Here is a 23,776-nt window from a genome sequence, read left to right on the forward strand (position 1 = left end):
CACGGAAGGGAGCTAGAAGTATGCCGCGCGATGCTGGCAGTTGGTGTGCCCGTCACCATGCAAAAAAGCGCGCCGGCGCGATCGTGGCGATACAGCCCGAAAAGCACAAAAGCCCCGCACGCGGCGGGGCTTGTTCGAGAGAGTTGCCGGCTTAGCCGAGCAGATGCTGGACGAGCCACGTGATACCGAGACCGCCTGCGAAGAGCCACACGTACAGGATCAGGCCCGTCGTCAGCGCACGGGGACCGGCGTCGCGGATCTGCGAGAGGCGTGTTTCGATGCCAAGCGCGGTCATGGCCATCGTCAGTGCGAAGGTGTCGAGCATGTTGACCGTGCTGGTCGCGGCTTCAGGCAGGATATGCAGCGAGTTCACGGCGACACAGGCGAGGAAGCCAAGTGCGAACCAGGGCACGGCGAGCTTGCGAGGCGCTTGAGTGCCATCTTTCGAAGCGGCGCTGCGGGCCGAACGGTTCACCCACATGCCGACGATCAGCAGCACGGGCACGAGCAGCATCACGCGGGTCATCTTGACGATGGTGGCGATATGCGTCGCTTCCGGGCTCACGTTGCTGGCAGCGCCCACCACCTGCGCGACTTCGTGAATCGTGCCGCCGAAGAACAGGCCCACGCCCGTCGTGTCGAGATGGAGGATGCCGGCGCGCAGCAGCGCGGGGTAGAGGAACATCGACAGCGTGCCGAACAGCACCACGCTGCCAACGGCCATCGCGCTCTTGTGCGGCTTCGATTGCAAGGTGGATTCGAACGCGAGCACGGCGGCGGCACCACAGATCGCGCTGCCCGCTGCCGTGAGCAACGCGCTGTCGCGGTCGAGCTTCATCAGCTTCATGCCCGCCCAGGTGCCGATCACGAGCGTGCTGACCACGATCAGCAGCGATTCGGCGAGACCCGGCAAGCCGACTTGGGCGATTTCCTGAATGCTCACACGCAGCCCGAAGAACGCGACGGCGATGCGCAGCAGCTTGCGGGCCGAGAAATTGACGCCAGCGGCCCAGCTCTCGGGCATGCCATCCTTGAGCGCGTTGCCGTAGATCATCCCGCCGACGATGCCGACGATCAGCGGGCTGATGCCCAGATTGGCAATTGACGGAATGGCGGCGATGCGGGTAACGGCGGCGGCGAACAGGGCGACGAACAGAATGCCGTTGATCTGGCCGCGCGTCGATGACGGGGCGGGAACGGCATGGGTGTGAGCGGTGTGAGCAGTGGACATGGGCTTCAACCTGTTTGGAAAGGTTGGTTGATTCGATGGCCTTATCCTAATTTAGATATATCGATATGAGAAATCGTGATTTGGGATGAAATATATCGGCTAATCTGATACTTTGTCGCCATGACCCCGGATCAGCTTATAACATTCGCCGCCGTCGCCGAGCACCGCAACATCAGCCGCGCCGCGCTCGCACTGCATCTGTCGCAGCCCGCCGTGTCCGGCCAGTTGCGGCAATTGCAGGACGAGTTCGGCGAGCCACTCTATTTACGCGACGGCCGCGGCGTGCGCCTCACGCCCGCGGGCGAGCAACTGGCCAGCTACGCGGCGCGGCTGCGCGACACCTTCCGCCAGGCATACGCGTATCGCGACGCGCTGCGCGGCATGGAGCAGGGCACGCTGCGTATCGGCGCGAGCACCACGCCCGCTAGCTATCTGCTGCCGTATCTGATCGCCGCCTTCCAGCGCCGCCATCCCGACGTGACTGTGCACACGGACGACGGCAATACGGCGGATATCGTCGGCGCGCTGGCGTCGTTCGATATCGCGTTGGTCGAAGGGCAGGTCGGCGGCGATCTGCCGCCGGATACCGCTGTGCATCCCTGGCACGAGGACGAGATCGTCGCGATCATGCCGCGCTCGCATCCGCTCGCTGTGGAGGGCGTGCCGGCCGTCACGCTCGCCGGGCTGAGCGAGCACGCGCTCGTGCTGCGCGAGGAAGGCTCGGGCGTACGGCAACTGATCGAACGAGCGTTCGCGCGCGCAGGCTTGCCGATGCGCGTTGCGCTGGCAATCGCAGGCGTCGAGGGCGTGAAGGAGGCCGTTCGCGCCGGGATGGGCGTCGGCTTCGTGTCGGCGATGTCGATGCGCCACGAGAACGAGACGCTGTGCCGCCTGCCGCTCGGTCCCGAGCCGCTCACGCGGCGGTTTTCGATCCTCGTGCCGCATGCGAGTGCGCCGTCGCGCCTCGTCGGACGCTTCCTGGAACTGTGCCTGAACGGCGATGCGCGGCCCGCGACGGGGGCGTCCGGCCGTTAGGGGATAACCACTATGGCGTGAGGCGCCGACGCGCGGCAGTATTCGCAGCTAGCGCTAAGGCGCTTTTTTGATACCCATCTTTGGAACCGATTCCAAAGGTCGTTTTGAGCAATAAAGCAAGGTGGACGGCATGCCGGAAGTAGTTATCGTCGCGAGTGCGTTTGGGGCCGATGCGATCCGCAAGGATGGTCATCACGCGTGGCTGAAGACGGCGGCGCAAGCCGGCGCGGCCGGTTTCGAAGTGCGCCGCGAGCTGTTTGCGCTGGAGGCGGAAGCGTCGGCGGAGGCGCTGTCGGCGCTCGGCAAGGCGATTGCGGTGAAAGGCCTGTGGTCGGTGTACTCGACGCCCGCCGAACTTTACGCACACGACGGCGCGCTCGACGAAGCCGCGCTGCGCCAGGCGCTGATCGAAGCGACGGCGCTCGGCGCGCGCTTCGTCAAGCTGCAACTGGGTGGTTTCGCGGGACGCGCGCATGGCGACGCGATCGCCACGTGCACGAAGGGCGTCGCGGCGCGGCTCGTGGTCGAAAACGGGCAACTGGAGCGCGGCGGCTCGCTCGCGCAGTTCGATGGTCTGTTCAACGCGCTCGCGAAAGAAGGCCACCACAAGCTAATCGGCATGACCTTCGATATCGGCAACTGGCAATGGCCGGGCGTCGATCCCGTCGAGGCCGCGCACAAGCTCGCGGATCACGTCGAGTACATCCACTGCAAGGGGGTCGCGGGCGAAGGCGCGCGCCGTTTTGCCGTGGCGCCCGCCGCCGACGATCGTATTTTCGCGGCCGTGCTGCCGCTCCTGCCGCGCAATGTGCCGCGCGGCATCGAATTTCCGTTCGACGCGGCGCGCATCGCCGAGGACGCGTCGCACCACGTCGCGCAGCTCGCGTCCATGTAAGACGGCGCGAACGCCAAGCGAATCATCAGGAGAAGCCATGCATCCGACACTCGATGTCATTACCTACGGCGAAGCGATGGCGATGTTCGTCGCAGCCGAAACGGGCGCGCTCGCGGGCGTCGGCCAGTTCACCAAGCGCATCGCGGGCGCCGATCTCAATGTGGCGATCGGCCTGTCGCGGCTCGGCTTCAAGGTGGGCTACCTGAGCCGCGTCGGCGACGATTCGTTCGGCCAGTACGTGCGCGACACGCTCACTAAGGAAGGCATCGACGGGAGCTGCGTGACGACCGACACACGTTATCCGACGGGCTTCCAGCTGAAGTCGAAGAACGACGACGGCAGCGATCCCGCCGTCGAATATTTCCGCAAGGGTTCGGCTGCAAGCCACCTGTCGCTCGACGACTACGTTGCAGATTACGTGCTGCCCGCGCGCCATCTGCATCTGACGGGCGTCGCGCCCGCGATTTCGGCGAGTTCGCGCGAGCTGGCGTTCCATCTGGCGCGCGAAATGCGCCAGGCGGGCAAGACGATTTCGTTCGACCCGAACCTGCGTCCGACGTTGTGGCCGTCGCGTGAAGCAATGGCGGCTGCGCTGAACGAACTCGCGACGTTCGCCGACTGGGTGCTGCCCGGCATTGGCGAAGGCGAGATTCTGACGGGCTATACGAAAGCAGAAGATATTGCGCAGTTTTACCTCGACCGCGGCGCGAAGGGCGTCGTCGTCAAGCTCGGCGCGCAAGGCGCGTATTACCGGACAGCGACCGGTTCGGGCGTCGTCGAAGCGCAGCGCGTCGAGAATGTAGTCGATACCGTCGGCGCGGGCGATGGCTTCGCCGTCGGCGTGGTGAGCGCATTGCTCGAAGGCCGCACGCTGCCGCAGGCGGTGGCGCGCGGCAATCGCATCGGCGCGCTCGCGATCCAGGTGATCGGCGATTCGGAAGGCCTGCCGACGCGCCCCGAACTCGATGCCCTCGAAAGCGCCGACCCGCTCGCCGCTTGACGTTTCACCACTCAGCAGCACGACACGACAACAAGATGCCCAGCCGCGCAAACGCTCCGACGAGCAACACGCGGCTCAACAGCACGTCAACCGACCGCCTCAGCAAGACACAGGAGACATTCATGTCCTCATCACTCGCGATTCGACGTTGGTGGACGATCATGCCGATCGTCTTCATCACCTACAGCCTCGCTTATCTCGACCGCGCGAACTACGGCTTCGCCGCCGCCGCCGGCATCAATCAGGATCTGGGTATCAGCAAGGGACTGTCGTCGCTGATCGGCGCGCTGTTCTTTCTCGGTTACTTCTTCTTCCAGATTCCCGGCGCGATCTACGCGGAACGCAAGAGCGTCAAGAAGCTCGTGTTCTGGAGCCTGGTTCTGTGGGGCGGCTGCGCGGCGCTGACGGGCGTCGTCAGCAACATTCCGTCGCTGATGGTGATCCGCTTCGTGCTCGGCGTCGTCGAGGCGGCCGTGATGCCCGCGATGCTGATCTTCATCAGCAACTGGTTCACCAAGCGCGAGCGTTCGCGCGCCAACACGTTCCTGATTCTCGGCAACCCGGTGACGGTGCTGTGGATGTCGGTCGTGTCGGGCTATCTGGTGCATTCGTTCGGCTGGCGTCATATGTTCATCGCGGAAGGTGTTCCGGCGATCGTCTGGGCCGTCTGCTGGTGGTTCATCGTGAAAGACAAGCCCGAGCAGGTGACGTGGCTGTCGGAGGCGGACAAGAAACAGCTCGCCGACACGCTGCGCGCCGAGCAGGCCGCGATCAAGCCGATGCGCAACTACGGCGAGGCGTTCCGCTCGCCCGCCGTCATCAAGCTGTGCGCGCAGTACTTCTGCTGGAGCATCGGCGTATACGGCTTCGTGTTGTGGCTGCCGTCCATTCTGAAGAACAGCTCGTCGCTCGGCATGGTCGAAACGGGCTGGCTGTCGGCGCTGCCGTATCTGGCCGCGACGATCGCGATGCTCGCGGCGTCGTGGGCGTCGGATAAACTCAACAACCGGCGCGCATTCGTGTGGCCTTTCTTGCTGATCGGCGCGGCGGCCTTCGCGGGTTCCTATGCGCTCGGCTCGACGCACTTCTGGATGTCGTATGCGCTGCTGGTGATCGCGGGCGCCGCGATGTACGCGCCGTACGGGCCGTTCTTCGCGATCGTCCCCGAACTGCTGCCGAAGAACGTCGCGGGCGGCGCGATGGCGCTGATCAACAGCATGGGCGCGCTCGGCTCGTTCGTCGGCTCATATGTGGTCGGCTACCTGAACGGCGCGACGGGCTCGCCCTCGGCGTCGTATGCGTTCATGAGCGTCGCGCTGATCGGTGCCGTGATACTGACGCTTGCCGTCAAGCCGCAGCCGATGCAGACTCCAAACCTCGCTACCCCGTTGCAAGGAAAGTAATTCGATGAAGCGAAAGATCGTCGCGTACAAGCCGCTGCCGGATGATGTGCTCTCGTATCTCCAGCAGCATGCCGAGGTCGTGCAGGCGGACGCCGCGCAGCACGACGCGTTCGTCGCCGCGCTGAAGGACGCCGACGGCGCGATCGGCGCGAGCGTGAAGATCACGTCGTCGATGCTCGACGGCGCCGCGAAGCTCAAGGCGCTGTCGACGATCTCGGTCGGCTACGACAACTTCGACGTCCCCGACCTGACGAAGCGCGGCATCGTGCTCGCGCACACGCCGGACGTGCTGACGGAATCGACGGCGGACACGGTGTTCTCGCTGATCCTTGCGAGCGCGCGGCGCGTCGTCGAACTGGCCGACTGGGTGAAAGCGGGCGAGTGGAAGGCGAGCATCGGGCCCGAGTTGTACGGCGTCGACGTGCAGGGCAAGACGCTCGGCATCGTCGGTCTTGGACGGATTGGCGGCGCGGTGGCGCGGCGGGCGGCGCTCGGCTTCAACATGAAGGTGCTGTACACGAACCGCAGCGCGAACGCCGAAGCCGAACAGCGCTACGGCGCGCGCCGCGTCGAACTGGACGAACTGCTCGCGACGTCCGACTTCGTGTGCCTGCAAGTTCCCTTGACGCCGGAAACGCATCACATGATCGGCGCGAACGAACTGCGCAAGATGAAGCGCAGCGCGATCCTGATCAACGCATCGCGCGGCCAGACAGTCGACGAAAATGCGCTGATCGAAGCCTTGCAGACGGGCACGATCCACGGCGCGGGCCTCGACGTGTTCGACACGGAACCCGTCGATCCCAACTCGCCGCTGCTGACAATGAAGAACGTGGTCGCGTTGCCGCACATCGGCTCGGCGACGCACGAGACGCGCCACGCGATGGCGCGCTGCGCGGCGGAGAATCTGGTCAGCGCGCTCGACGGCACGCTGAAGATCAATATCGTCAACCGCGACGTGCTCCCTCAATGAACACACCGCCGTCAGGCGCGCCGCGCCGTGCAACGATCAGCGACGTCGCCCGCGAGGCAGGCACGGGCAAGACGAGCATCTCGCGCTATCTGAACGGCGAGCTGAGCGTGCTGTCGCCGCAACTGCGCGCGCGCATCGAAGCCGCCATCGAACGGCTCGACTATCAGCCTAACCAGATGGCGCGCGGCCTCAAGCGCGGACGCAATCGCCTGATCGGCATGCTGGTCGCGGACCTGACGAACCCGTATTCCGTCGAAGTGCTGCAGGGCGTCGAGGCCGCGTGCCACGCGCTCGGTTATATGCCGCTGATCTGTCACGCGGCGAACGAAGTCGACATGGAGCGGCGTTTTCTGCAACTGCTGACCACGTATCGCGTGGAAGGCGTGATCGTCAATGCACTGGGCGTCAGCGAAGAGACGCTGCGGCCCGTCGGCGACGGCGGGATTCCGGCTGTGCTGGTAGACCGTTCCGTCGACGGGCTTGTGACCGACATGGTCGGCCTCGACAACCAGGGCGCGACGGCGCTCGCGACGCGGCATCTCGTCGAACGCGGTTTCGACCGGCTGTGGTTTGTCGTGCAACCGTTCGAGCACATCAGCTCGCGGCGTCAGCGCGAAGCGGCGTTTCACCAGGCACTCGAACAGTATCCGCAGGTGAGCGGTCGCACTGTCGTGCTCGAACTCGGCGACGCCGACGAACTCGAGCAGACCTTGAGCGCGCTCGATGCCGAACTGGATGCGGCGGTTGCCGCGCATGAAGACCATGCGCGGGCGGGCGTCGCGCTGTTTGCGGCGAATGGGCCGGTCGCGCTGGCGCTTGCGCGGCATCTGAACCAGCGGCATGGTCCGAACTGGCAGAAGCGCGTCGCACTGCTGTCTATCGACGATCCCGAATGGGCCGAGCTTGCCGGCATCACGACGATTCGCCAGCCGACCTACGATATCGGCTATCGGGCCGTCGAGTTTCTACATCAGCGCATCGACGGCGAGCAGACCACCGCGCGCGATTGTCTGCTGCCGGGCGAATTGATCGAGCGCGCGTCGACGGCGCGCTGATCGAAGCTACACGCGCCAATTCTCCGGCATTCGGGCATCGCGCTTACAATGCGCGGCGAGTTCCGCTCTTTGCGCGCGCAGTGCGCCCGTCCCCAAGCCCATGTCCGACTTGCCCGTTTCTCCCATCACGCTTGCCGTGCTCGCCGTCGCGACGATCTTCGTCGCGCTGCTTCCCATCTATCTGTACCGCCGCTGGCGCGCGCCGTTCGCGTTGAACCGGCGCGACGCGATCGCGGGCATCGCCGTGTTCGCGCTGTCCGCGATGGTGATCGAGCGCGCGCTCAACGATTATCTGTTGCGCGAAAATGCGGCGACGAGCGAATGGCTGTCCGACCCGCTCGCGTTCGTCGTCTATGGCGCGCTGGCCGCAGGCATCTGCGAGGAAGTGGGTCGCTTCATTGCGATGCGTTGGCTCGCGCGGCGCAAGACTGGCGGTGCGACGCACGACGCGGCGAACGACGGCACCGCGCTTGCCTACGGTCTCGGCCACGGCGGCGCGGAAGCATGGCTCATCGGCGTGATCGTGCAGGCGCAATGGATCGCGTTCGGCGTGCTCGAAAATCGCGGACAACTCGATACCTATCTCAGCAACATGCCGGCAGGACCGCTGATGCGTATCCATCTGCTGCTAGCGAGCCTGTCGCCGGCGATGGCGGGCGTGTTCGTGCTCGAACGCGTGGCGGCGCTGGTGTTCCAGATCGGGCTGTCGGTGCTGATGTGGCGCGGCGTGCGTGCCGGCTGGCGTGCCATACTGCCCGTCGCGATCGTCGCGCATGCGTTGATCGATGTGCCGGCTGCGATGTCGCAGGCGGGGCTGCTGTCGCTCGTGACCGTCGATGCAATCTATGCAGTCGCGGCGATCGCAGTGGCCGCCGCGCTGATCCGATCGCATAGGCGTGCACCGCGCGCAGCCTGATCATCAACGCAGATCAACAGATCAACAGAGTAAAAGGCCAGAGGCCAATCGACATGGAAGCCTATCAGTTCGAATGCGCGAACCCGGAGATCGAAGAACTCGCGCGCGTGATCAGCGATCTCTTTCCCGAGCAGACGCAGTTCATCGAGCGTGCCGGCGAGAACGGCGTGCCGCAGATCGTCGTGCATTGGGTCGCGATGCGTTTCGGCTCGACGGCGAAGCGCATGGAGCTGACGGTTGCCATCGCACCCGCAGCGCTCGCGCGTTATCGCGCGATGCCGCCGCGCGTGCGGGGCCGCAGCTTCGCCATACTGCGCGCCTATGTGGAAGCGACGCTGGGGTCGCTCGAAGAAGAGTACGCGGAAGGCAAGACCATACCGCGCGAAGTGACCGTCGAACTCGGCGACGAGTTCGCGTGAGCCGCAAGCCGGGAACGTCAGGCTCAGTCGGCGAGCCGGTAGACCTTGGCGAAGCGCGCAGCCTGCACGACGCCATAGTCGCCGGGCGCGTATTGCATGATCCAGTCGCCCGCCGTGCCCTTGAGGACGTCGCCGCCTTGCGCCGAGCGCGCGAGCGAGAACGCCTCGTCCATCCGCTTCGCGAGCACGACGGCGGGGCGATTGCGGTACGCGCCTGGTTCGCCGTGTGCGAGCGCGGCGTCGGCGGGCAGGTACTTCGCGTCGAAGCGTTCGCGCGACACGACCCAGCGGTCGCCCGTCGAGCCCGTGATCAGCGCGTCGCCGCGCGTGTAGCGGTTTGGTCCTTCGAGGCTCATCAGTTCGCCGTCGTCCGCGGCGAATTGCACGGCGACGGTTTCGTCCTTGACGACGCGTTGCGCGGTCGGGTCGGTGAGCAGGTCGATGTTCTTGAGTTCGATCATGATGAGGCGAAATAACGCAGAGATTGACAGGGCCGCGTAACGGAGCCCAATAAGAGCCCAATAAGCGGGCATCGGTGCGACATCCAAACAGCATCGCAAACGCGGCGCAGGCGCGCATGATGCCAGATTCTCGCGACGCCTAATAAAAAAACGCCTGCCGGTGAGGGCAGGCGCTGTGATTCCCTGCGTTACAGGTTACGGCTTGACGATCGCATCCGAAGCCGGCGCGGCCGGCTTGCGCGCGCGGCTGTGATGCAGACGGCCTTCGGGCGGCTGGCGGCGAAAGGTCGTGTCGGCCAGTTTCTTCTGCTCCGGCGAGAAGCTGTTGTACAGCGGCTCGAACGCGTCGACGAGCTTCTTGGTGCCGTCGGCATGTGCCTGCGTGATCTCGGCGTATTGCTTCATGTCGTCGAGCGCCGAGACGTTTGCGTCCGCGCGGCGTGTCTCGAACAGCTTGCCCATCGCTTCGCCGTTGCTGCGCATGACGTCGGCGAATGTGTTCCACTGCGCTTCCTGCGCCGACGTGATTTTCAGTTGCGTGTGCAGATACTTGATGCGGTCTTCGACGCGCTGCTCGTGGCTAGCCTTGCCCGCACCCTGCGAAGCGGCCGCCATGGCCGGCGCGGACGCGCCAGCGGGGGCTTCTGTCTGCGCGAATGCCGCGCTCATGGTCAGCGCGGAAGCGAGAATAGCGAGAGTTTTTTTCATTGAGACTCCTGTTGTCTGTTGGTATGAGACCAAAGCTGCACGATGTGTCGACATCTATCATGCCGTGCGTTATTAGTATCACGATATCGCTGCATTGCGTCTCTATTGCGACAACTGCTTACAACCGAAACGATCGGAAATAGCCGGTGGATAAATTCGTCAGCATGGAAGTCTTCGTTGCCGTCGTCGAAGCGGGCAGCCTCACGGCGGCCGCCGAGCGCTTCGATCTGTCGTCGGCGATGGTCGGCAAGCATATCCGCTCGCTCGAAACACAGCTCTCCACACGTCTTCTGACGCGCACGACGCGCCGTCAAAGCCTCACCGAAATCGGCCGCCAATATTACGAGCAGTGCCGGCGCATTCTCGCCGACGTGAAGGCCGCGGAATCGCTCGCGGAAGCGATGACGTCCGCGCCGCGCGGCACGCTGAAGGTGACGGTGCCGCTGACTTACGGCGTCGAAGTGTTTTCGCCCGCGATGACCGACTACCTTAACCAGTACCCCGAGGTCAGTCTCGAACTCGATCTGTCGAACCGTGTCTTCGATCTGGTCGAAGAGGGCTTCGATGCCGCCGTGCGGATTGGCCGCCTGCCCGATTCGAGTCTCGTCGCAAGGCCGTTGAAACCTTACCGGATGCGTGCGTGTGCGTCGCCTGCCTATCTGCAACGCATGGGCACGCCGAAGACGCCGGCCGATCTCCTGCATCACGAATGCCTCGGCTTTCTGCATTGGGGACGCGAAGGATTGTGGCGCCTGGACGGCGATGCCGAGAGCGACTACCAGTTGCGCCCCGGACGTTTTCGCGCGAACAACGGCCAGGCGCTGAAGATGGCGGCCCTGCGCGGCTTCGGTCTGGTGCTGCAACCTGAAGCGCTGCTCGCGCGCGAGATCGAACAGGGCGAACTCGTGTCCGTGCTCGAAGACTATCTGCCCGATGGCGCGCCCGTGCATCTGATCTATCCGCGCGACCGGCAACCTACACCAAAGCTGACCAGCTTCATCGACTTCGTGATCGAGCGCTTCGGCGCGTGATGCCTTCAACGCGCCGCGCCGTTCGTGGGATATGTGCAGCCCGCATGTATTCGCGCTAGCGTGCGCAAGGCGCATAATCCGCGTCATCGGCTCGCCGTGTGTGGCGAGCGTTTTCTCTCAACCTTGACCTTGAATCGATGAGACCACCGCGCCTCGATCAGCTCGACGAACTCGACCGCAACCTCGTCGCGCTGCTGCAAGCCAATGCGCGTGAAAGCGTCGCGAATCTCGCGCGGCAACTGGGTGTTGCGCGCACCACGGTGATCGCGCGGATTGCGCGGCTCGAAAAGACCAACGTGATCGCCGGCTATAGCGTGCGGCTCGGGCAGGATGTGCTCGACGCGAGTATGCATGCGTATGTCGGCATCATCATCGCGCCGAAGTTCGGGGCGGACGTGCTGAAGAAGCTAAACCGCATGCCGGAGGTGCAGCTGCTGTGCGCCGTGAGCGGCGAGTTCGATTACGTCGCGTGGCTGCGCGCCGATTCTCCTGAGCGCCTGAACGAGCTGCTCGATCAGATCGGCGGCCTGGCGGGTGTCGAGCGCACGACGACGTCGATCATCCTGTCGCGCAAGATCGATCGCGGGATGAGCAGTCCTTGAGCGTACCGGCGTCTATTTTGCGGCCAACGTTTACACGGTTTTGATATGTTTTCGACGAATCGACGAAACGCTTCGTCACTTCGTCGAAAATCATGGTCATTGCGCAGCACTTTGCGCCTATAAACCGACTCGTCTTCTCCATAAACTCTTAGGTAGAGGTTCGCTGTGGCGCGCCGACATCAACCAGAGAGAACAAAGGAGAAGCGCATGAAAGTTGCCATCGTTGGCGCAGGTCTGATCGGTCACACCATCGCGCACATGTTGCGTGAGACGGGCGACTACGAAGTGCTCGCGCTGGACCGCGATCAGCGCGCGCTCGACAAGCTGGCCGCGCAAGGCATCCCGACGCGCCGCGTCGATTCCGCCGACGCCGCCGCGCTGCGCGCTGAAATCCAGGGCTTCGACGCGCTCGTCAATGCGCTGCCGTACTACCTCGCGGTGAGCGTGGCGTCGGCAGCGAAGGGCGCGGGCGTGCATTACTTCGATCTGACGGAAGACGTGCGCGCGACGCACGCGATCCGCGCGATCGCCGACGGCGCCGACCATGCGTTCATGCCGCAATGCGGTCTCGCGCCGGGCTTCATCGGCATTGCCGCGCATGAACTGGCCAACCGCTTCACCGAAATCCGCGACGTGAAGATGCGCGTCGGCGCGCTGCCCGAGTTTCCGACCAATGCGCTGAAGTACAACCTGACGTGGAGCGTCGACGGTCTCATCAACGAATACTGCCAGCCCTGCGAAGCGATCCGCGACAGCCGCACGCAATGGGTGCAGCCGCTCGAAGGCCTGGAGCACTTCTCGCTCGACGGTACCGAGTACGAGGCGTTCAACACGTCGGGCGGCCTGGGCACGCTGTGCGAGACGCTGTCGGGCCGCGTTGAGACGCTCGATTACAAGTCGGTGCGCTATCCGGGGCATCGCGACCTGATGCAGTTCCTGCTCGAAGACCTCCGCCTGTCCACGGACCGCGATACGCTGAAGACGATCATGCGCCGCTCGGTGCCGTCGACGGCTCAGGACGTCGTGCTGGTGTTCATCACCGTGACGGGCGTGCGCGACGGACAACTGGTGCAGGAAGTGTTCACGCGCAAGATTTTTGCGAAGACGGTCTGCGGCGTGCCGATGAGCGCGATCCAGATCACCACGGCGGGCGCGATGTGCGCGGTGCTCGATCTGTTCCGTGAGAAGAAGCTGCCGCAAAGCGGCTTCGTGCGTCAGGAGCAGGTGGCGCTGCGCGATTTCCTCGCGAACCGCTTTGGTCAGCTGTACGAAGGCCGCGCGCTCGACGCGATGGCGACTGTCTGACGTCGAGAAGGACACCAGCCGGACCGAGGGCCAGTTTGACTGATTGAGGCTTCAGAGAGAGCCGTTTGTATATCAGGCGAGAGCGAAGCGGGCGTTCAACCTTTAACAGTTGACGCCCGCTTTGTCGTTTACCCCGTCGCGTTTGCTGGAAATATGGACGGGTTACACAGGCATCGGCGGCAGAATCATGCCGGGCGGCTGCGGCGTCTGCACGATCCGCGCGAGCAGCGCGTCGTAATCGGCAGATGCGGGTGCCGTATTGTCAAACTTCAGAAGGCCGTCGCACGCGTCGCCCGTCGGCACGAAGCGGCGCTGCCTGTATTCGTCCCAATGCGCGAGCTTGTAGGCGTCGTTCGGATTGCCGCGCGCGGCGATCCGCTCGCGCGCCGTTTCTTCCTCTGTCGACACCCACACGACGCTGATATTCACGTCCCTCGGCACGCCGAGCCACACGTGATCGAAGAGCTTGCGCTCGTGCACTTCGCGCGACAGCGGGCCGACGGCGATCACGCCGATGCCCAGCCGGAGGTTCTCGGCGGCCGTGTCGAACAGCCCGCGGTACTCCGGGTCGCGAAAGTGCTGCAGGAACAGCGGGCTGTCGCGATCGTTCGGATCGCCCGTCAGCGCGCCGATCGCGGCCGCGCTGTAGACGCCGTATAGCGTGTCCTTGTCGAGCAGGCAAAAGGCCTGGCCGGTTGCCCTCATCAATGGGCCGATCAGCCGTTTGGCGAGCGTCGTCTTGCCGGTGCCTGCATGGCCACAGATAAAAACCAGATGCGTCACGTCGATGAATCCCGGTGGTGAAGGTAAGAGGGCGGTACCGCCGTTCGCGAGCCGCCGCAACCGATCTTGAATGGGATGGCGGCACGTCGCAACCCCTATGCCATCTGGCCAGATTGACTGCGCGAATCTGTTTGATATCATTGCTATCACACGTGTGGCGGGGAATTGAAATGGCAAATCTTTTGGTCCGAAATCTGGACGATGCGTTGGTGCAGAACCTGCGTGAGCAGGCCGCGGCTCACGGGCGCAGCGTCGAAGCAGAGCATCGGGAAATCCTGGCGCAGGCGCTCTTTCAGCCCAAGAAGCTCAGCTTCGCGGAATTGCTGATGAGCATGCCCGACGTCGGCGACGACGCCGACTTCGAGCGCCGCAATGACGTAACTGACGATAGCGGGGGACCGGGTGTATTTGATTGATACCAATGTAATCAGCGAAATGCGCAAGAGCAGTCGCGCCAATCCAGGCGTGCAGGCTTTTTTCGAAGCGGCGAAGGAAGGCGGGCATCGCCTGTATCTGTCGGTGGTGACGGTCGGCGAACTGCGGCGCGGCGTCGACCTGATCCGGCATCGGGGCGACAAGTTCCAGGCGTTGCGCCTGGAAGGCTGGCTCGACACGATCATGAATTCGTTCGGCAGCCAGATCCTGAATGTCGGCACCGACGTCGCGCAGACGTGGGGCCATCTGCGCGTGCCGGATCCCGAGCACTCGCTGGACAAGCTGATCGCGGCGACGGCCCTGATCTACAACCTGACTGTCGTGACGCGCAACGTGGCAGACTTCGATGGCACGGGCGCACGGGTGCTGAATCCGTTCCAGCTTCTTGACGCATGACCTGTCCTGCATAGCGACGGGTAGTGGCGCATGACGGCAAAACCAATCGACCAGCAGGGAAGGCGAACCATGCAACGGGGAGACGAACGATGACACGCACGCAAAGCCGCGCGTCGCGGGCAGCGATCAAGGTCATGGCGGCAGCTTCGGGCGCTGCCGCCGCTGCCATCATTGCCGCGCTTCTCTCCGGCTGCGCAGCAACGCCCGCCGACAAGGTGCCATTCAAGGACGTCCCCGCTGATCGCATCGTCAAGCAGGGCTACACGCAGCCAGGCGCCGACAAGGTCGCCGTCGATCTACGTCGCGAGCGGAGCGATAACGTGATCGTGCGGTTTCGCGACGCGCTCGTGTATGTCGACGGCGAGCGGGTCGCGGACATCATGAACGGCGAGCACATCGTCTTCTGGCTCACGCCCGGCACGCATCGCATCGGCGTGTCGACGCAGTTCGATCCCGTCGTCGAGATCAACTTCATCGTCACGTCCGACAGCCGCTACTCGAATCGCGCCAGCGTCTCGTTCAAGGACGATCACCGGATCATGCTGCGGCGCGTCGCCAATTGATTGAAGGTGAGTGAATGAGCCGGGCTCGGCGCGGCGTTGACAATTCGACACAGCGTATCGGTTCAACTCCACGTAACATCGCAGCTTGACACCGCGCGCCGCGCGGCTTTGCATTGGGACCGGGACCGAAGGAGACATCGGCTCGCCCATCGCGACTAACAATTTGTAATCCGCAAAGCCGATTCGTATTCAAGGTATTCAATCATGCTGATCAACTGCGCCGCGTACCAGGACGGCCGCAAACTGGCCGACATCGAAATCGACGACATCAGCGTCTATGTCGCCAAACCCGAATGCTTCGTCTGGGTCGCGCTGAAAGATCCCGGCCCCGGCGAACTCGAAGTGATGAAGCACGAATTCGGGCTGCACGAACTGGCCGTCGAGGACGTGCGCCATGGTCATCAGCGTCCGAAGATCGAGGAGTACGGCGACTCGCTGTTCGCCGTCATGCACACCATCGAAACCGACGACGACGGCGAATTCGTGATCGGCGAAGTCGACGTATTCGTCGGCTCGAACTATGTGCTGTCGGTGCGGCGCGGTACGCGTCACGGGTTTCAGGAGGTCCGCGCGCGTTGCGAGCGCGAGCCGCAACTGTTGAAGGAAGGGTCGGCGTTCGTGCTGTACGCGCTTGCCGACAATGTCGTCGACCGGTACTTCCCGATTCTCGAAGCAATCGGTACCGAGATCGAGGAAATCGAAGACCGTATCTTCGACAAGCACGACCTGTCCGCGTCGCGCGCGATCATCGAAGACCTGTACTCGTTGAAGCGCCGTCTCGTGATGCTCCAGCATCACATCGCGCCGTTGCTAGAAGGCATCAGCAAGCTGACGGGCGGGCGCATCCCCGCTATCTGCGTCGGCATGCAGGCGTACTTCCGCGATGTGTACGATCACCTGGACCGCAGCGTGCGGACCATCGAAGGCCGCCGCGAAATGATCGTCACGGCCATCCAGGTCAACCTCGGCATGATCTCGCTTGCGGAGAACGAGGTGACCAAGCGTCTCGGCTCGTTTGCCGCGCTGTTCGCCGTGCCGACCATGATTGCCGGCATCTACGGGATGAACTTCGAGCACATTCCCGAGCTGCATTTCCAGTACGGTTATCCCGTCTGCGTCGCGGCGATGGTGGTGGTCGATCTCATCTTGTACTTTCGCTTCAAGAAAGCGAACTGGCTGTGAAGCGGGCTGTAAAGCGCGTTGTAAAGCGCGCGGCCCGTCTCGACGAATCGCTCAGCGCTTCGTCAACGCGAGCCGCACACCCAGGCCGATAAAGCCCGCGCCGATCACCCGGTCGATCCACCGCCGCACGGAAGGCCGCGAGTTCACGGCGCGCGCCGCCGTCGCGGCGAGCCACGCGATCACGCAGTCGTTGAAAAGCCCGAGCGTCACGAACACGGCACCGAGCACGAGAAACGCCAGCGTCTTGTGCGGGCTGTCGGCGCTGACGAACTGCGGGAAGAACGCGATATAGAACAGCAGCACCTTCGGGTTCGACGCGTTCGTCACGAAGCCGCGAAACAGCAGCGTGCCGCGCGACAGACGCGGCATGCCCGGTGCCGCTTCGCCCTTGACCACGGCGGCCGCCGTGGGCCACAGCATCCGCAAGCCGAGATACATCAGATACGCGGCGCCGATCCACTTGATCGCATTGAAAGCGCCCGGCGACGCCGCCAGCAGTGCCGTGATGCCGAGCGCGCAGGCAACGGTATGCATGCAGCCGCCGAACGCGACACCGAGCGCGGAAAGCATGCCCGCGCGCCGTCCCTGGGCGATGCTCTGGCCGGCGACATACGCGATGTCCGGTCCGGGCGTCAGATTGAGCACGGTGACGGCGACGAGAAACAGCGGGAACTGGCTGATACCCAACATGGCAACCTCGTGGCAACTCTGCAGATGAATACACGGCCGGCCTCGATGCCGCGAGCAGCGGCAACCGATGACCAGGCCATTCGGTCCATGATACCCCGTCCCATCTGTTGCGCAGATCCCGATGGCAAGCGCTATTTAACTTGCAGCACGCGCAATTAAGCGCCAGCATATGCGACCTGCCTGCCACATAACTTGCGGCTCGCGGGAAGATAGGGAAGCAGCAGTAAGGCAATACCGGCGCGTTCCAGCGCCGTGCATCAACGAACGCCGCTGCGAACAGGACGCGAGCCTTTGCACGGGCCGCGTCGTTCGCACAGGCCGACCAACGCAGAACAAGCGAGCCATTCTTGCAACGACGACATTCGCCGTACCGCCGAAGCTTCACGGCAAGCCCTGCGTTCAGCCGCGCGCTGCACGTCGGGGTGCGCTGTGCAGCGCAGCACTGTCAGTCGTTGACACTGCGAACAGGCGCCGCCGAGAATAGCGCTCGCAAACGTTTGCGGACAATCAAAAAACGGGCTCGCACGAGTCCAACAACTGGAGATACTGCATGAACCAACGCATTCGCCGCCGCGTTTTGACCACCGCCGTCGTGCTCACGGCAGCCGCCGCGATGCCATTCTCGTCGGCCTGGGCCCAGGCCGCGAAGAAACCCAAAGTCGCGCTCGTGATGAAGTCGCTCGCCAACGAGTTCTTCCTCACCATGGAAACGGGCGCGAAGGACTACCAGAAGCACAACGCCAACCAGTTCGACCTGATCACGAACGGCATCAAGGATGAGACCGACACGGCGAACCAGATCCGCATCGTCGAGCAGATGATCGTGTCGAAGGTCGATGCGATCGTGCTCGCGCCGGCCGATTCGAAGGCGCTCGTGCCCGTGGTCAAGAAGGCGGTGGATGCCGGCATCATCGTCGTGAACATCGACAACAAACTCGATCCCGACGTGCTGAAGTCGAAGGATCTGAACGTGCCGTTCGTCGGCCCGGACAACGCGAAGGGCGCCGAGAAAGTTGGCGACTATCTGGCCAAGAAGCTGAAGTCGGGCGACGAGGTCGGCATCATCGAAGGTGTGTCGACCACGACCAACGCGCAGCAGCGCACGGCGGGCTTCAAGACGGCAATGCAGAAGGTCGGCGCGAAGGTCGACTCGGTGCAATCGGGCGAATGGGAAATCGACAAGGGCAATGCGATCGCGTCGTCAATGCTTAATGCATATCCGAACATCAAGGCGTTGCTGTGCGGTAACGACAACATGGCGATCGGCGCGGTGTCGGCCGTGCGCGCGGCGGGCAAGCAGGGCAAGGTCTATGTGGTCGGCTACGACAACATCAACGCGATCAAGCCGATGCTGAAGGATGGCCGCGTGCTCGCCACGGCTGACCAGTACGCCGCCAAGCAGGCCGTGTTCGGCATCGACGTCGCGCTCAAGGCGATTTCCGAGCACAAGAAGCAGTCAGACCTGTCGGGCGTCGTCGAAACGCCTGTCGATCTCGTCACGAAGTAACGGCCCGCGCGGGCGTCGGACGGCACGCTGCCGGTGATGCGTGCCGGCCTCGCGCGAATGTTAACCAAACGCTCAAGAAATTCGCCGCGCCGCCGTTATGCCAGAGGTAAGCGTCATGACGACGAGCGACTCGCGCGAGGATGAGGAGGGACAACGCGCAGTCCGAAGCGTTCTGCTTCGGCATGCGCAGGGCTTGTTCCTCGCTTGTGCCTTTTTTGTGCCCGCTTGCCGCATGACTTGCGCGGCTGCCGGCCAGTGCCGCCTGACGTGATACCGGCCTTGCCGGATTCGCGCAGGCGCCGCGCGGCGGCTACGAGATCTGGATCACGATGGCATCAACCGACCAAGAAGCATTGCCTGCTGTGCTGTCCGTGAAGGGCATAGGCAAGACCTACGTCGAGCCTGTGCTGGCCGACGTCTCGCTGGCGTTGCACGCCGGGGAGGCGCTCGCGCTGACGGGCGAGAACGGCGCGGGCAAGAGCACGCTGTCGAAGATCGTCGGCGGGCTGGTCGATCCGACGACGGGCACGATGCAGCTCGAAGGCAAACCGTATGCGCCTGCGAGCCGCACGGAAGCGGAAGCGCTCGGCATCCGGATGGTGATGCAGGAACTGAATCTGCTGCCAACCTTGTCGGTCGCGGAGAACCTGTTTCTGAACCGTCTCCCGCGCAACGGTTTCGGCTGGATCGATCGCGCGAAGCTGCGCGAGGACGCGCGCGGGGCGATGGCGCAAGTCGGGCTGGAGGCGATCGACCCGGACACGCTGGTCGGCGAGCTGGGCATCGGCCATCAGCAGATGGTGGAGATCGCGCGCAACCTGATCGGCGATTGCCGCGTGCTGATTCTGGATGAGCCGACCGCGATGCTGACGGCCCGCGAAGTCGACTTGCTGTTCGAGCAGATCGACGCGCTGAAGGCACGTGGCGTCGCGCTCGTCTACATCTCACACCGGCTCGAAGAGCTGGCGCGCGTGGCCGAGCGGATCGCCGTGCTGCGCGACGGCAAGCTGGTGCGCGTCGACGCCATGGCGAACCTGACGAGCGACCAGATCGTGACGCTGATGGTCGGGCGCGAGCTTGGCGAACGGATCGATCTGGGCGTGCGCAACATCGGCGCGACGCTGTTGAAGGTCGAACGGATGAGCCGCGCGCCCGTGGTGCGCGACGTGTCGTTCGAGGTGAAGGCGGGCGAGATTTTCGGGGTCAGCGGACTGATCGGCGCGGGGCGCACGGAGCTGATGCGGCTGATCTACGGCGCGGACCAGAAGGACAGTGGCACGGTATCGCTGGCGGCTGCGCCGGGTGCCGCGCCCACTCCCGTGCAGATCGACACGCCTGCCGACGCCGTGAAGCACGGCATCGCGCTGATCACGGAAGACCGTAAGGGCGAAGGCCTGCTGCTGCCGCAGCCGATCGCGGCGAACGTGTCGCTGGGCAATCTGCGCAGCGTCGCGCGGCATGGCATCGTTGACGCGAAGCGCGAGAATGCGCTGGCGAAGAAGCAGATCGACGCGATGCGAATCCGCACGTCGGGGCCGGCGCAGCCGGTCGGCGAGCTGTCAGGCGGCAACCAGCAGAAAGTGGTGATTGGCCGCTGGCTTGCGCGCGATTGCAGGGTATTGCTATTCGACGAACCGACGCGCGGCATCGATGTCGGCGCGAAGTTCGATATTTATGGATTGATGGGCGCGCTGGCTCGTGATGGGCGCGCGCTGGTGGTCGTGTCGAGCGACCTGCGTGAACTGATGCTGATCTGCGACCGGATCGGCGTGATGTCGGCGGGACGAATGACGGGTGTGTTCAAACGGGACGAGTGGACCCAGGACGCGCTGCTCGCGGCGGCATTCGCGGGCTATCGCAATCGCGAGGCGCTGCTGCACACGCACGACACCGACGAGGGAGAAACTCAGTCATGAACGACCAACGGGTCACGGACAAGGATTCGACGGCGAGCGCCGGCGCTGCCTCGGCGCCCGCCGCCGATCCGTCGGCGCCGCTCGCCAGCGGCAAGCCGGCGGGCACGCGTCTGGGTTTTTCGAACTATCTTGGCCTGATGGGCGCGCTGATCGCGATGATCGCGCTGTTCTCGGTGCTGAGCTCGCATTTCCTGACCTACGAGACGTTCGTCACGATCGCGAACCAGATTCCCGATCTGGTCGTGATGTCGGTGGGGATGACCTTCGTGCTGATCATCGCGGGCATCGACCTGTCGGTGGGCTCGGTGCTGGCGCTCGGCGCGTCGGTCGTGAGCGTCGCGGCGCTGAAGTGGCAGCTCGGTCCGTTCGCGGCGGCGGTGCTGGGTCTCGCCGCGGCGGCGCTGACGGGCACGGTCACGGGCGCGGTGACGGTGGGCTGGCGGATTCCGTCGTTCATCGTGTCGCTCGGCGTGCTGGAAGCGGCGCGCGGGTTGGCTTACCAGATGACGAACTCGCGCACCGCCTATATCGGCGACGCGTTCGACTTTCTGTCCAACCCGATCGCGCTGGGCATTTCGCCGGCCTTCCTGATCGCGGTGGCCGTGATGATCATCGCGCAACTGGTGCTCACGCGCACGGTGTTCGGCCGCTATCTGGTCGGCATCGGGACGAACGAGGAAGCGGTGCGGCTCGCGGGCGTGAACCCGAAGCCGTACAAGGTGATCGTATTTGCATTGATGGGCGCGCTGTCCGGGCTCGCGGCGCTGTTTCAGATTTCGCGTCTGGAAGCGGCTGACCCGAACGCGGGCGCCGGGGTGGAGTTGCAGGTGATCGCGGCTGTCGTGATCGGCGGCACGAGTCTGATGGGCGGGCGCGGGTCGGTGATCAGCACGTTTTTCGGCGTGTTGATCATATCGGTGCTGGCGGCGGGCCTCGCGCAGATCGGCGCGAACGAGCCGACCAAACGGATCATCACGGGCGCCGTGATCGTGGTCGCGGTCGTGCTGGACACGTATCGCAGCAGGCGCAAACGCAGTTGAAACAGGGGCCGCCGTGGCGCGGGACGGCGGACACCCAGTAAGAACTAACGAGAGCACCGCGGATGCAGCATGAGCTGCATTGGCCAGCAGTAAGAACAGGCAGGGGGTTTTCAGCTTATGGCGACGATCAAGGATGTGGCGGCCATAGCCGGCGTGTCGTTCACGACGGTATCGCATGTCGTGAACAATACGCGGCCGGTGTCGGCGGATGTGCGCTCGAAGGTCGAACTGGCGATCCGCCAGCTCAACTACGTGCCGTCCGCCGTCGCGCGGTCGCTGAAGGCACGCTCGACGGCGACGATCGGGCTCGTCGTGCCGAACAGCACGAACCCGTATTTCGCGGAAATGGCGCGCGGGATCGAGGATGGTTGCGCGCGCAATGGCTATTGCCTGTTCTTCTGCAACTCGGACGACGATCCGGCGAAGCAGCGCAATTATTTGCGGGTGCTGCAGGAAAAGCGCGTCGACGGGCTGATCGTCGCGTCGGCGGGCGACGACGCGACGCTCGCCAAGACCCTGGCCGATTCGCGCGAGCCGCTGGTGATCGTCGACCGGAACATCGAAGGCATATCCGCCGATCTCGTGCAGATCGACCACGAAAAGGGCGCCTACCTCGCAACGCGCCATCTGCTGCAGCTCGGGCACTCGAAGATCGGCTGCATCACGGGCCCGGTCGAGACGGCCGTCAGCGCGATGCGCGTGCACGGCTTCATTCGCGCGATGGCCGAGCGTGGCATCGAGATCGCGCCGAACGGCATCGTCGAAAGCGACTTTTCGGGCAGCGGCGGATACCGCGCGGCGGGGCAACTGTTCGACACCGTGCAGCCGACCGCGATCTTCGCGGGCAACGACATGATGGGCATCGGCGCGCTGCGCGCGGCGGCCGAGCGCGGCCTGCGCGTGCCGCAGGACTGCTCGGTGATCGGCTTCGACGACATCGAACTGGGGCGCTTCACGTATCCGGCGCTGTCGACGGTCGGCCAGTCGGTGCGCGCGCTCGGCGAAATGGCGGCGCAGACGCTGATCGAGCGCATCAGCGGCACGCCGGTGGGCACACCCACGGGCGCCGCGTTCCGGCGCCGCGTGATCGCGCCGCGCCTGATCCTGCGCGAATCGACGGCGGCTTTTGCCGGCGCGCGTCGCGGGGTCAAGGCGGCCTGAGCGCAGCCGCGGCGCACGCATGACGAATGCGGGCGCAACGAGGAAGCACCCGGTTGGCAACCACAGGAGGCAACCGTGGCAACGAATGAAGCGCGCGGCCACGTAACCGTGGTCGGCAGTCTGAATATGGATCTCGTCGCGCGTGCGCCGCGCCTGCCGCAGCCCGGCGAAACGCTCGCGGGCCACGCGTTCGCGCAGGTCGCGGGCGGCAAGGGCGGCAATCAGGCCGTCGCCGCGGCCCGCCTCGGCGCGCAGGTGTCGATGCTCGGCTGTGTCGGCGCCGATGGGAACGGCGCGCAACTGCGCGCGGGCCTCGAATCGGAACGCATCGACTGCACCGCGCTTGAAACGAGCGCGACGGCACCGACAGGCGTCGCGCTCATCATCGTCGACGACGGCAGCCAGAACGCGATCGTCATCATCGCGGGCAGCAACGGCGAGGTGACGCCCGCGACGATCGCGCGGCACGAAGCCGCGCTGGCTGCGGCGCAGGTCGTGATCTGCCAGCTGGAGACGCCGCCCGCCGCCGTGCATGCGGCGCTGGCCGCCGCGCGACGGCTCGGCAAGACCGTCATTCTCAACCCCGCACCCGCTACGGGCCCGCTGCCCGCAGACTGGCTGCCTCTCATCGACTATCTGATTCCGAACGAACTCGAAGCCGCGACGCTGACGGGCTTGCCTGTCACGTCTCCCGCTGAGGCGAACGCCGCCGCCGACGCATTGCGCCGCGCTGGCGTCCGCAACGTGATCGTGACCATTGGTGCGCAAGGCGTCGTGGCCGCGCTCGGCGAGGCGGCGCCACAGCATTTCGATGCACCGCGCGTCAAGGCCGTCGATACGACGGCTGCAGGCGACACGTTCATCGGCGGCTTTGCCGCGCAACTGGCGCGCGGCGCGGATGTCGCCGACGCGATCCGCTTCGCGCAGCGCGCCGCGTCGATTTCGGTGACGCGCGCCGGCGCGCAACCGTCCATTCCTACCCGAGCCGAAGTCGGCGGCGCCTGACACGCACGACGCTCGAAGCCAACGGGCGCAGCGTCGCCCGTTGTCGCTTGTAATACTTACAGTC

General features: G+C 64.6%; 25 protein-coding genes. 20 read left to right on the forward strand and 5 right to left on the reverse strand.

The features are described 5' to 3' along the window. Nucleotides 1–151 precede the first annotated feature (151 nt). Nucleotides 152–1,231, reverse strand: a complete 1,080-nt coding sequence (locus tag SB822_RS28065) for a YeiH family protein (RefSeq protein WP_007734081.1) — start codon at nt 1,229–1,231, stop codon at nt 152–154. 120 nt (nt 1,232–1,351) lie between these two features. Between SB822_RS28065 and SB822_RS28070 the strand changes: the two genes are divergently transcribed. The 8 genes from SB822_RS28070 (at nt 1,352) to SB822_RS28105 (ending at nt 8,927) form a co-directional block, all read left to right on the forward strand. Beyond that, complete coding sequence (locus tag SB822_RS28070; protein ID WP_079499736.1) at nt 1,352–2,266, forward strand: LysR family transcriptional regulator; 915 nt, start codon at nt 1,352–1,354, stop codon at nt 2,264–2,266. A gap of 130 nt (nt 2,267–2,396) precedes the next feature. Continuing rightward, complete coding sequence (locus tag SB822_RS28075) at nt 2,397–3,161, forward strand: xylose isomerase (protein WP_090836033.1); 765 nt, start codon at nt 2,397–2,399, stop codon at nt 3,159–3,161. A gap of 37 nt (nt 3,162–3,198) precedes the next feature. Next, nucleotides 3,199–4,161 (forward strand): sugar kinase, encoded by a 963-nt coding sequence (locus SB822_RS28080; protein WP_007588334.1) that lies wholly within the window; start codon nt 3,199–3,201, stop codon nt 4,159–4,161. Nucleotides 4,162–4,283: 122 nt separating this feature from the next. Then, nucleotides 4,284–5,564 carry an MFS transporter gene (locus SB822_RS28085; RefSeq protein ID WP_007588335.1) on the forward strand — a complete coding sequence of 427 codons (1,281 nt, stop codon included), beginning with the start codon at nt 4,284–4,286 and terminating at the stop codon, nt 5,562–5,564. 4 nt (nt 5,565–5,568) lie between these two features. Beyond that, nucleotides 5,569–6,537 (forward strand): 2-hydroxyacid dehydrogenase, encoded by a 969-nt coding sequence (locus tag SB822_RS28090; protein WP_090836034.1) that lies wholly within the window; start codon nt 5,569–5,571, stop codon nt 6,535–6,537. Continuing rightward, nucleotides 6,534–7,592, forward strand: a complete 1,059-nt coding sequence (locus tag SB822_RS28095) for a LacI family DNA-binding transcriptional regulator (RefSeq protein ID WP_079485172.1) — start codon at nt 6,534–6,536, stop codon at nt 7,590–7,592. Before SB822_RS28090 ends, SB822_RS28095 begins: the two co-directional genes overlap by 4 nt. A gap of 100 nt (nt 7,593–7,692) precedes the next feature. Next, nucleotides 7,693–8,508: a YhfC family intramembrane metalloprotease gene (locus SB822_RS28100; protein ID WP_007734066.1), complete on the forward strand. Its 816-nt coding sequence runs from the start codon at nt 7,693–7,695 to the stop codon at nt 8,506–8,508. 53 nt (nt 8,509–8,561) lie between these two features. Next, nucleotides 8,562–8,927: a DUF3022 domain-containing protein gene (locus tag SB822_RS28105; protein WP_007588341.1), complete on the forward strand. Its 366-nt coding sequence runs from the start codon at nt 8,562–8,564 to the stop codon at nt 8,925–8,927. Between the two features lie 23 nt (nt 8,928–8,950). Here SB822_RS28105 and SB822_RS28110 read toward each other — a convergent pair whose 3' ends face one another. Next, nucleotides 8,951–9,388 (reverse strand): PGDYG domain-containing protein, encoded by a 438-nt coding sequence (locus SB822_RS28110; RefSeq protein WP_035537702.1) that lies wholly within the window; start codon nt 9,386–9,388, stop codon nt 8,951–8,953. A 195-nt stretch (nt 9,389–9,583) separates the two neighbouring features. Then, nucleotides 9,584–10,096, reverse strand: coding sequence for a Spy/CpxP family protein refolding chaperone (locus SB822_RS28115; RefSeq protein WP_410856116.1), 513 nt, complete (start codon nt 10,094–10,096; stop codon nt 9,584–9,586). A 146-nt stretch (nt 10,097–10,242) separates the two neighbouring features. Between SB822_RS28115 and SB822_RS28120 the strand changes: the two genes are divergently transcribed. The 3 genes from SB822_RS28120 (at nt 10,243) to SB822_RS28130 (ending at nt 13,034) form a co-directional block, all read left to right on the forward strand. Then, nucleotides 10,243–11,127 carry a LysR family transcriptional regulator gene (locus SB822_RS28120; RefSeq protein WP_090836036.1) on the forward strand — a complete coding sequence of 295 codons (885 nt, stop codon included), beginning with the start codon at nt 10,243–10,245 and terminating at the stop codon, nt 11,125–11,127. 137 nt (nt 11,128–11,264) lie between these two features. After that, nucleotides 11,265–11,729: an Lrp/AsnC family transcriptional regulator gene (locus SB822_RS28125; protein ID WP_007734062.1), complete on the forward strand. Its 465-nt coding sequence runs from the start codon at nt 11,265–11,267 to the stop codon at nt 11,727–11,729. A gap of 207 nt (nt 11,730–11,936) precedes the next feature. Beyond that, complete coding sequence (locus SB822_RS28130; RefSeq protein ID WP_090836037.1) at nt 11,937–13,034, forward strand: saccharopine dehydrogenase family protein; 1,098 nt, start codon at nt 11,937–11,939, stop codon at nt 13,032–13,034. A 162-nt stretch (nt 13,035–13,196) separates the two neighbouring features. Here SB822_RS28130 and SB822_RS28135 read toward each other — a convergent pair whose 3' ends face one another. Further along, complete coding sequence (locus tag SB822_RS28135; RefSeq protein WP_090836038.1) at nt 13,197–13,817, reverse strand: AAA family ATPase; 621 nt, start codon at nt 13,815–13,817, stop codon at nt 13,197–13,199. Nucleotides 13,818–13,987: 170 nt separating this feature from the next. Between SB822_RS28135 and SB822_RS28140 the strand changes: the two genes are divergently transcribed. From SB822_RS28140 to corA, 4 genes are all read left to right on the forward strand, one after another. Next, nucleotides 13,988–14,233 carry a FitA-like ribbon-helix-helix domain-containing protein gene (locus SB822_RS28140; RefSeq protein WP_007588356.1) on the forward strand — a complete coding sequence of 82 codons (246 nt, stop codon included), beginning with the start codon at nt 13,988–13,990 and terminating at the stop codon, nt 14,231–14,233. 19 nt (nt 14,234–14,252) lie between these two features. Further along, nucleotides 14,253–14,648: a type II toxin-antitoxin system VapC family toxin gene (locus SB822_RS28145; protein ID WP_242684224.1), complete on the forward strand. Its 396-nt coding sequence runs from the start codon at nt 14,253–14,255 to the stop codon at nt 14,646–14,648. An 89-nt stretch (nt 14,649–14,737) separates the two neighbouring features. Next, nucleotides 14,738–15,211 carry a hypothetical protein gene (locus tag SB822_RS28150; protein ID WP_024162918.1) on the forward strand — a complete coding sequence of 158 codons (474 nt, stop codon included), beginning with the start codon at nt 14,738–14,740 and terminating at the stop codon, nt 15,209–15,211. A 204-nt stretch (nt 15,212–15,415) separates the two neighbouring features. Beyond that, nucleotides 15,416–16,393: a magnesium/cobalt transporter CorA gene (gene corA / locus SB822_RS28155; RefSeq protein ID WP_007588359.1), complete on the forward strand. Its 978-nt coding sequence runs from the start codon at nt 15,416–15,418 to the stop codon at nt 16,391–16,393. Nucleotides 16,394–16,444: 51 nt separating this feature from the next. On the opposite strand, the gene SB822_RS28160 is transcribed toward corA, so the two are convergent. Next, complete coding sequence (locus tag SB822_RS28160) at nt 16,445–17,083, reverse strand: LysE family translocator (protein ID WP_007739112.1); 639 nt, start codon at nt 17,081–17,083, stop codon at nt 16,445–16,447. Nucleotides 17,084–17,633: 550 nt separating this feature from the next. Between SB822_RS28160 and SB822_RS28165 the strand changes: the two genes are divergently transcribed. The 5 genes from SB822_RS28165 (at nt 17,634) to rbsK (ending at nt 23,712) form a co-directional block, all read left to right on the forward strand. Continuing rightward, nucleotides 17,634–18,590 carry a sugar ABC transporter substrate-binding protein gene (locus tag SB822_RS28165; RefSeq protein WP_007588361.1) on the forward strand — a complete coding sequence of 319 codons (957 nt, stop codon included), beginning with the start codon at nt 17,634–17,636 and terminating at the stop codon, nt 18,588–18,590. Nucleotides 18,591–18,919: 329 nt separating this feature from the next. Then, entirely contained in the window at nt 18,920–20,506 is a 1,587-nt protein-coding gene (locus SB822_RS28170; RefSeq protein ID WP_007588363.1) for a sugar ABC transporter ATP-binding protein, read from the forward strand. Then, on the forward strand, nt 20,503–21,546 hold the full coding sequence (locus tag SB822_RS28175) for an ABC transporter permease (RefSeq protein WP_007588365.1): 1,044 nt from the start codon (nt 20,503–20,505) through the stop codon (nt 21,544–21,546). Before SB822_RS28170 ends, SB822_RS28175 begins: the two co-directional genes overlap by 4 nt. A 117-nt stretch (nt 21,547–21,663) precedes the next feature. Then, the gene (locus tag SB822_RS28180; RefSeq protein ID WP_007739109.1) at nt 21,664–22,707 is read left to right on the forward strand and encodes a LacI family DNA-binding transcriptional regulator; all 1,044 of its coding nucleotides are present in this window, start codon (nt 21,664–21,666) and stop codon (nt 22,705–22,707) included. 75 nt (nt 22,708–22,782) lie between these two features. Then, nucleotides 22,783–23,712 carry a ribokinase gene (gene rbsK / locus SB822_RS28185; RefSeq protein WP_090836039.1) on the forward strand — a complete coding sequence of 310 codons (930 nt, stop codon included), beginning with the start codon at nt 22,783–22,785 and terminating at the stop codon, nt 23,710–23,712. Nucleotides 23,713–23,776: the final 64 nt, after the last annotated feature.

It is taken from the genome of Paraburkholderia sp. SIMBA_054 (assembly GCF_046534875.1).
Taxonomy (GTDB): domain Bacteria; phylum Pseudomonadota; class Gammaproteobacteria; order Burkholderiales; family Burkholderiaceae; genus Paraburkholderia; species Paraburkholderia hospita.

Coding starts and splice junctions, on each gene's coding strand:
- SB822_RS28090 (WP_090836034.1), top strand. CDS start 5,569: ATGAAGCGAAAGATCGTCGCGTACAAGCCGCTGCCGGATGATGTGCTC.
- SB822_RS28070 (WP_079499736.1), top strand. CDS start 1,352: ATGACCCCGGATCAGCTTATAACATTCGCCGCCGTCGCCGAGCACCGC.
- SB822_RS28080 (WP_007588334.1), top strand. CDS start 3,199: ATGCATCCGACACTCGATGTCATTACCTACGGCGAAGCGATGGCGATG.
- SB822_RS28175 (WP_007588365.1), top strand. CDS start 20,503: ATGAACGACCAACGGGTCACGGACAAGGATTCGACGGCGAGCGCCGGC.
- SB822_RS28180 (WP_007739109.1), top strand. CDS start 21,664: ATGGCGACGATCAAGGATGTGGCGGCCATAGCCGGCGTGTCGTTCACG.
- SB822_RS28125 (WP_007734062.1), top strand. CDS start 11,265: ATGAGACCACCGCGCCTCGATCAGCTCGACGAACTCGACCGCAACCTC.
- corA (WP_007588359.1), top strand. CDS start 15,416: ATGCTGATCAACTGCGCCGCGTACCAGGACGGCCGCAAACTGGCCGAC.
- SB822_RS28095 (WP_079485172.1), top strand. CDS start 6,534: ATGAACACACCGCCGTCAGGCGCGCCGCGCCGTGCAACGATCAGCGAC.
- SB822_RS28115 (WP_410856116.1), bottom strand. CDS start 10,096: ATGAAAAAAACTCTCGCTATTCTCGCTTCCGCGCTGACCATGAGCGCG.
- SB822_RS28140 (WP_007588356.1), top strand. CDS start 13,988: ATGGCAAATCTTTTGGTCCGAAATCTGGACGATGCGTTGGTGCAGAAC.
- SB822_RS28100 (WP_007734066.1), top strand. CDS start 7,693: ATGTCCGACTTGCCCGTTTCTCCCATCACGCTTGCCGTGCTCGCCGTC.
- SB822_RS28150 (WP_024162918.1), top strand. CDS start 14,738: ATGACACGCACGCAAAGCCGCGCGTCGCGGGCAGCGATCAAGGTCATG.
- SB822_RS28065 (WP_007734081.1), bottom strand. CDS start 1,231: ATGTCCACTGCTCACACCGCTCACACCCATGCCGTTCCCGCCCCGTCA.
- SB822_RS28165 (WP_007588361.1), top strand. CDS start 17,634: ATGAACCAACGCATTCGCCGCCGCGTTTTGACCACCGCCGTCGTGCTC.
- SB822_RS28105 (WP_007588341.1), top strand. CDS start 8,562: ATGGAAGCCTATCAGTTCGAATGCGCGAACCCGGAGATCGAAGAACTC.
- SB822_RS28160 (WP_007739112.1), bottom strand. CDS start 17,083: ATGTTGGGTATCAGCCAGTTCCCGCTGTTTCTCGTCGCCGTCACCGTG.
- SB822_RS28145 (WP_242684224.1), top strand. CDS start 14,253: ATGCGCAAGAGCAGTCGCGCCAATCCAGGCGTGCAGGCTTTTTTCGAA.
- SB822_RS28075 (WP_090836033.1), top strand. CDS start 2,397: ATGCCGGAAGTAGTTATCGTCGCGAGTGCGTTTGGGGCCGATGCGATC.
- SB822_RS28110 (WP_035537702.1), bottom strand. CDS start 9,388: ATGATCGAACTCAAGAACATCGACCTGCTCACCGACCCGACCGCGCAA.
- SB822_RS28085 (WP_007588335.1), top strand. CDS start 4,284: ATGTCCTCATCACTCGCGATTCGACGTTGGTGGACGATCATGCCGATC.
- SB822_RS28170 (WP_007588363.1), top strand. CDS start 18,920: ATGGCATCAACCGACCAAGAAGCATTGCCTGCTGTGCTGTCCGTGAAG.
- SB822_RS28130 (WP_090836037.1), top strand. CDS start 11,937: ATGAAAGTTGCCATCGTTGGCGCAGGTCTGATCGGTCACACCATCGCG.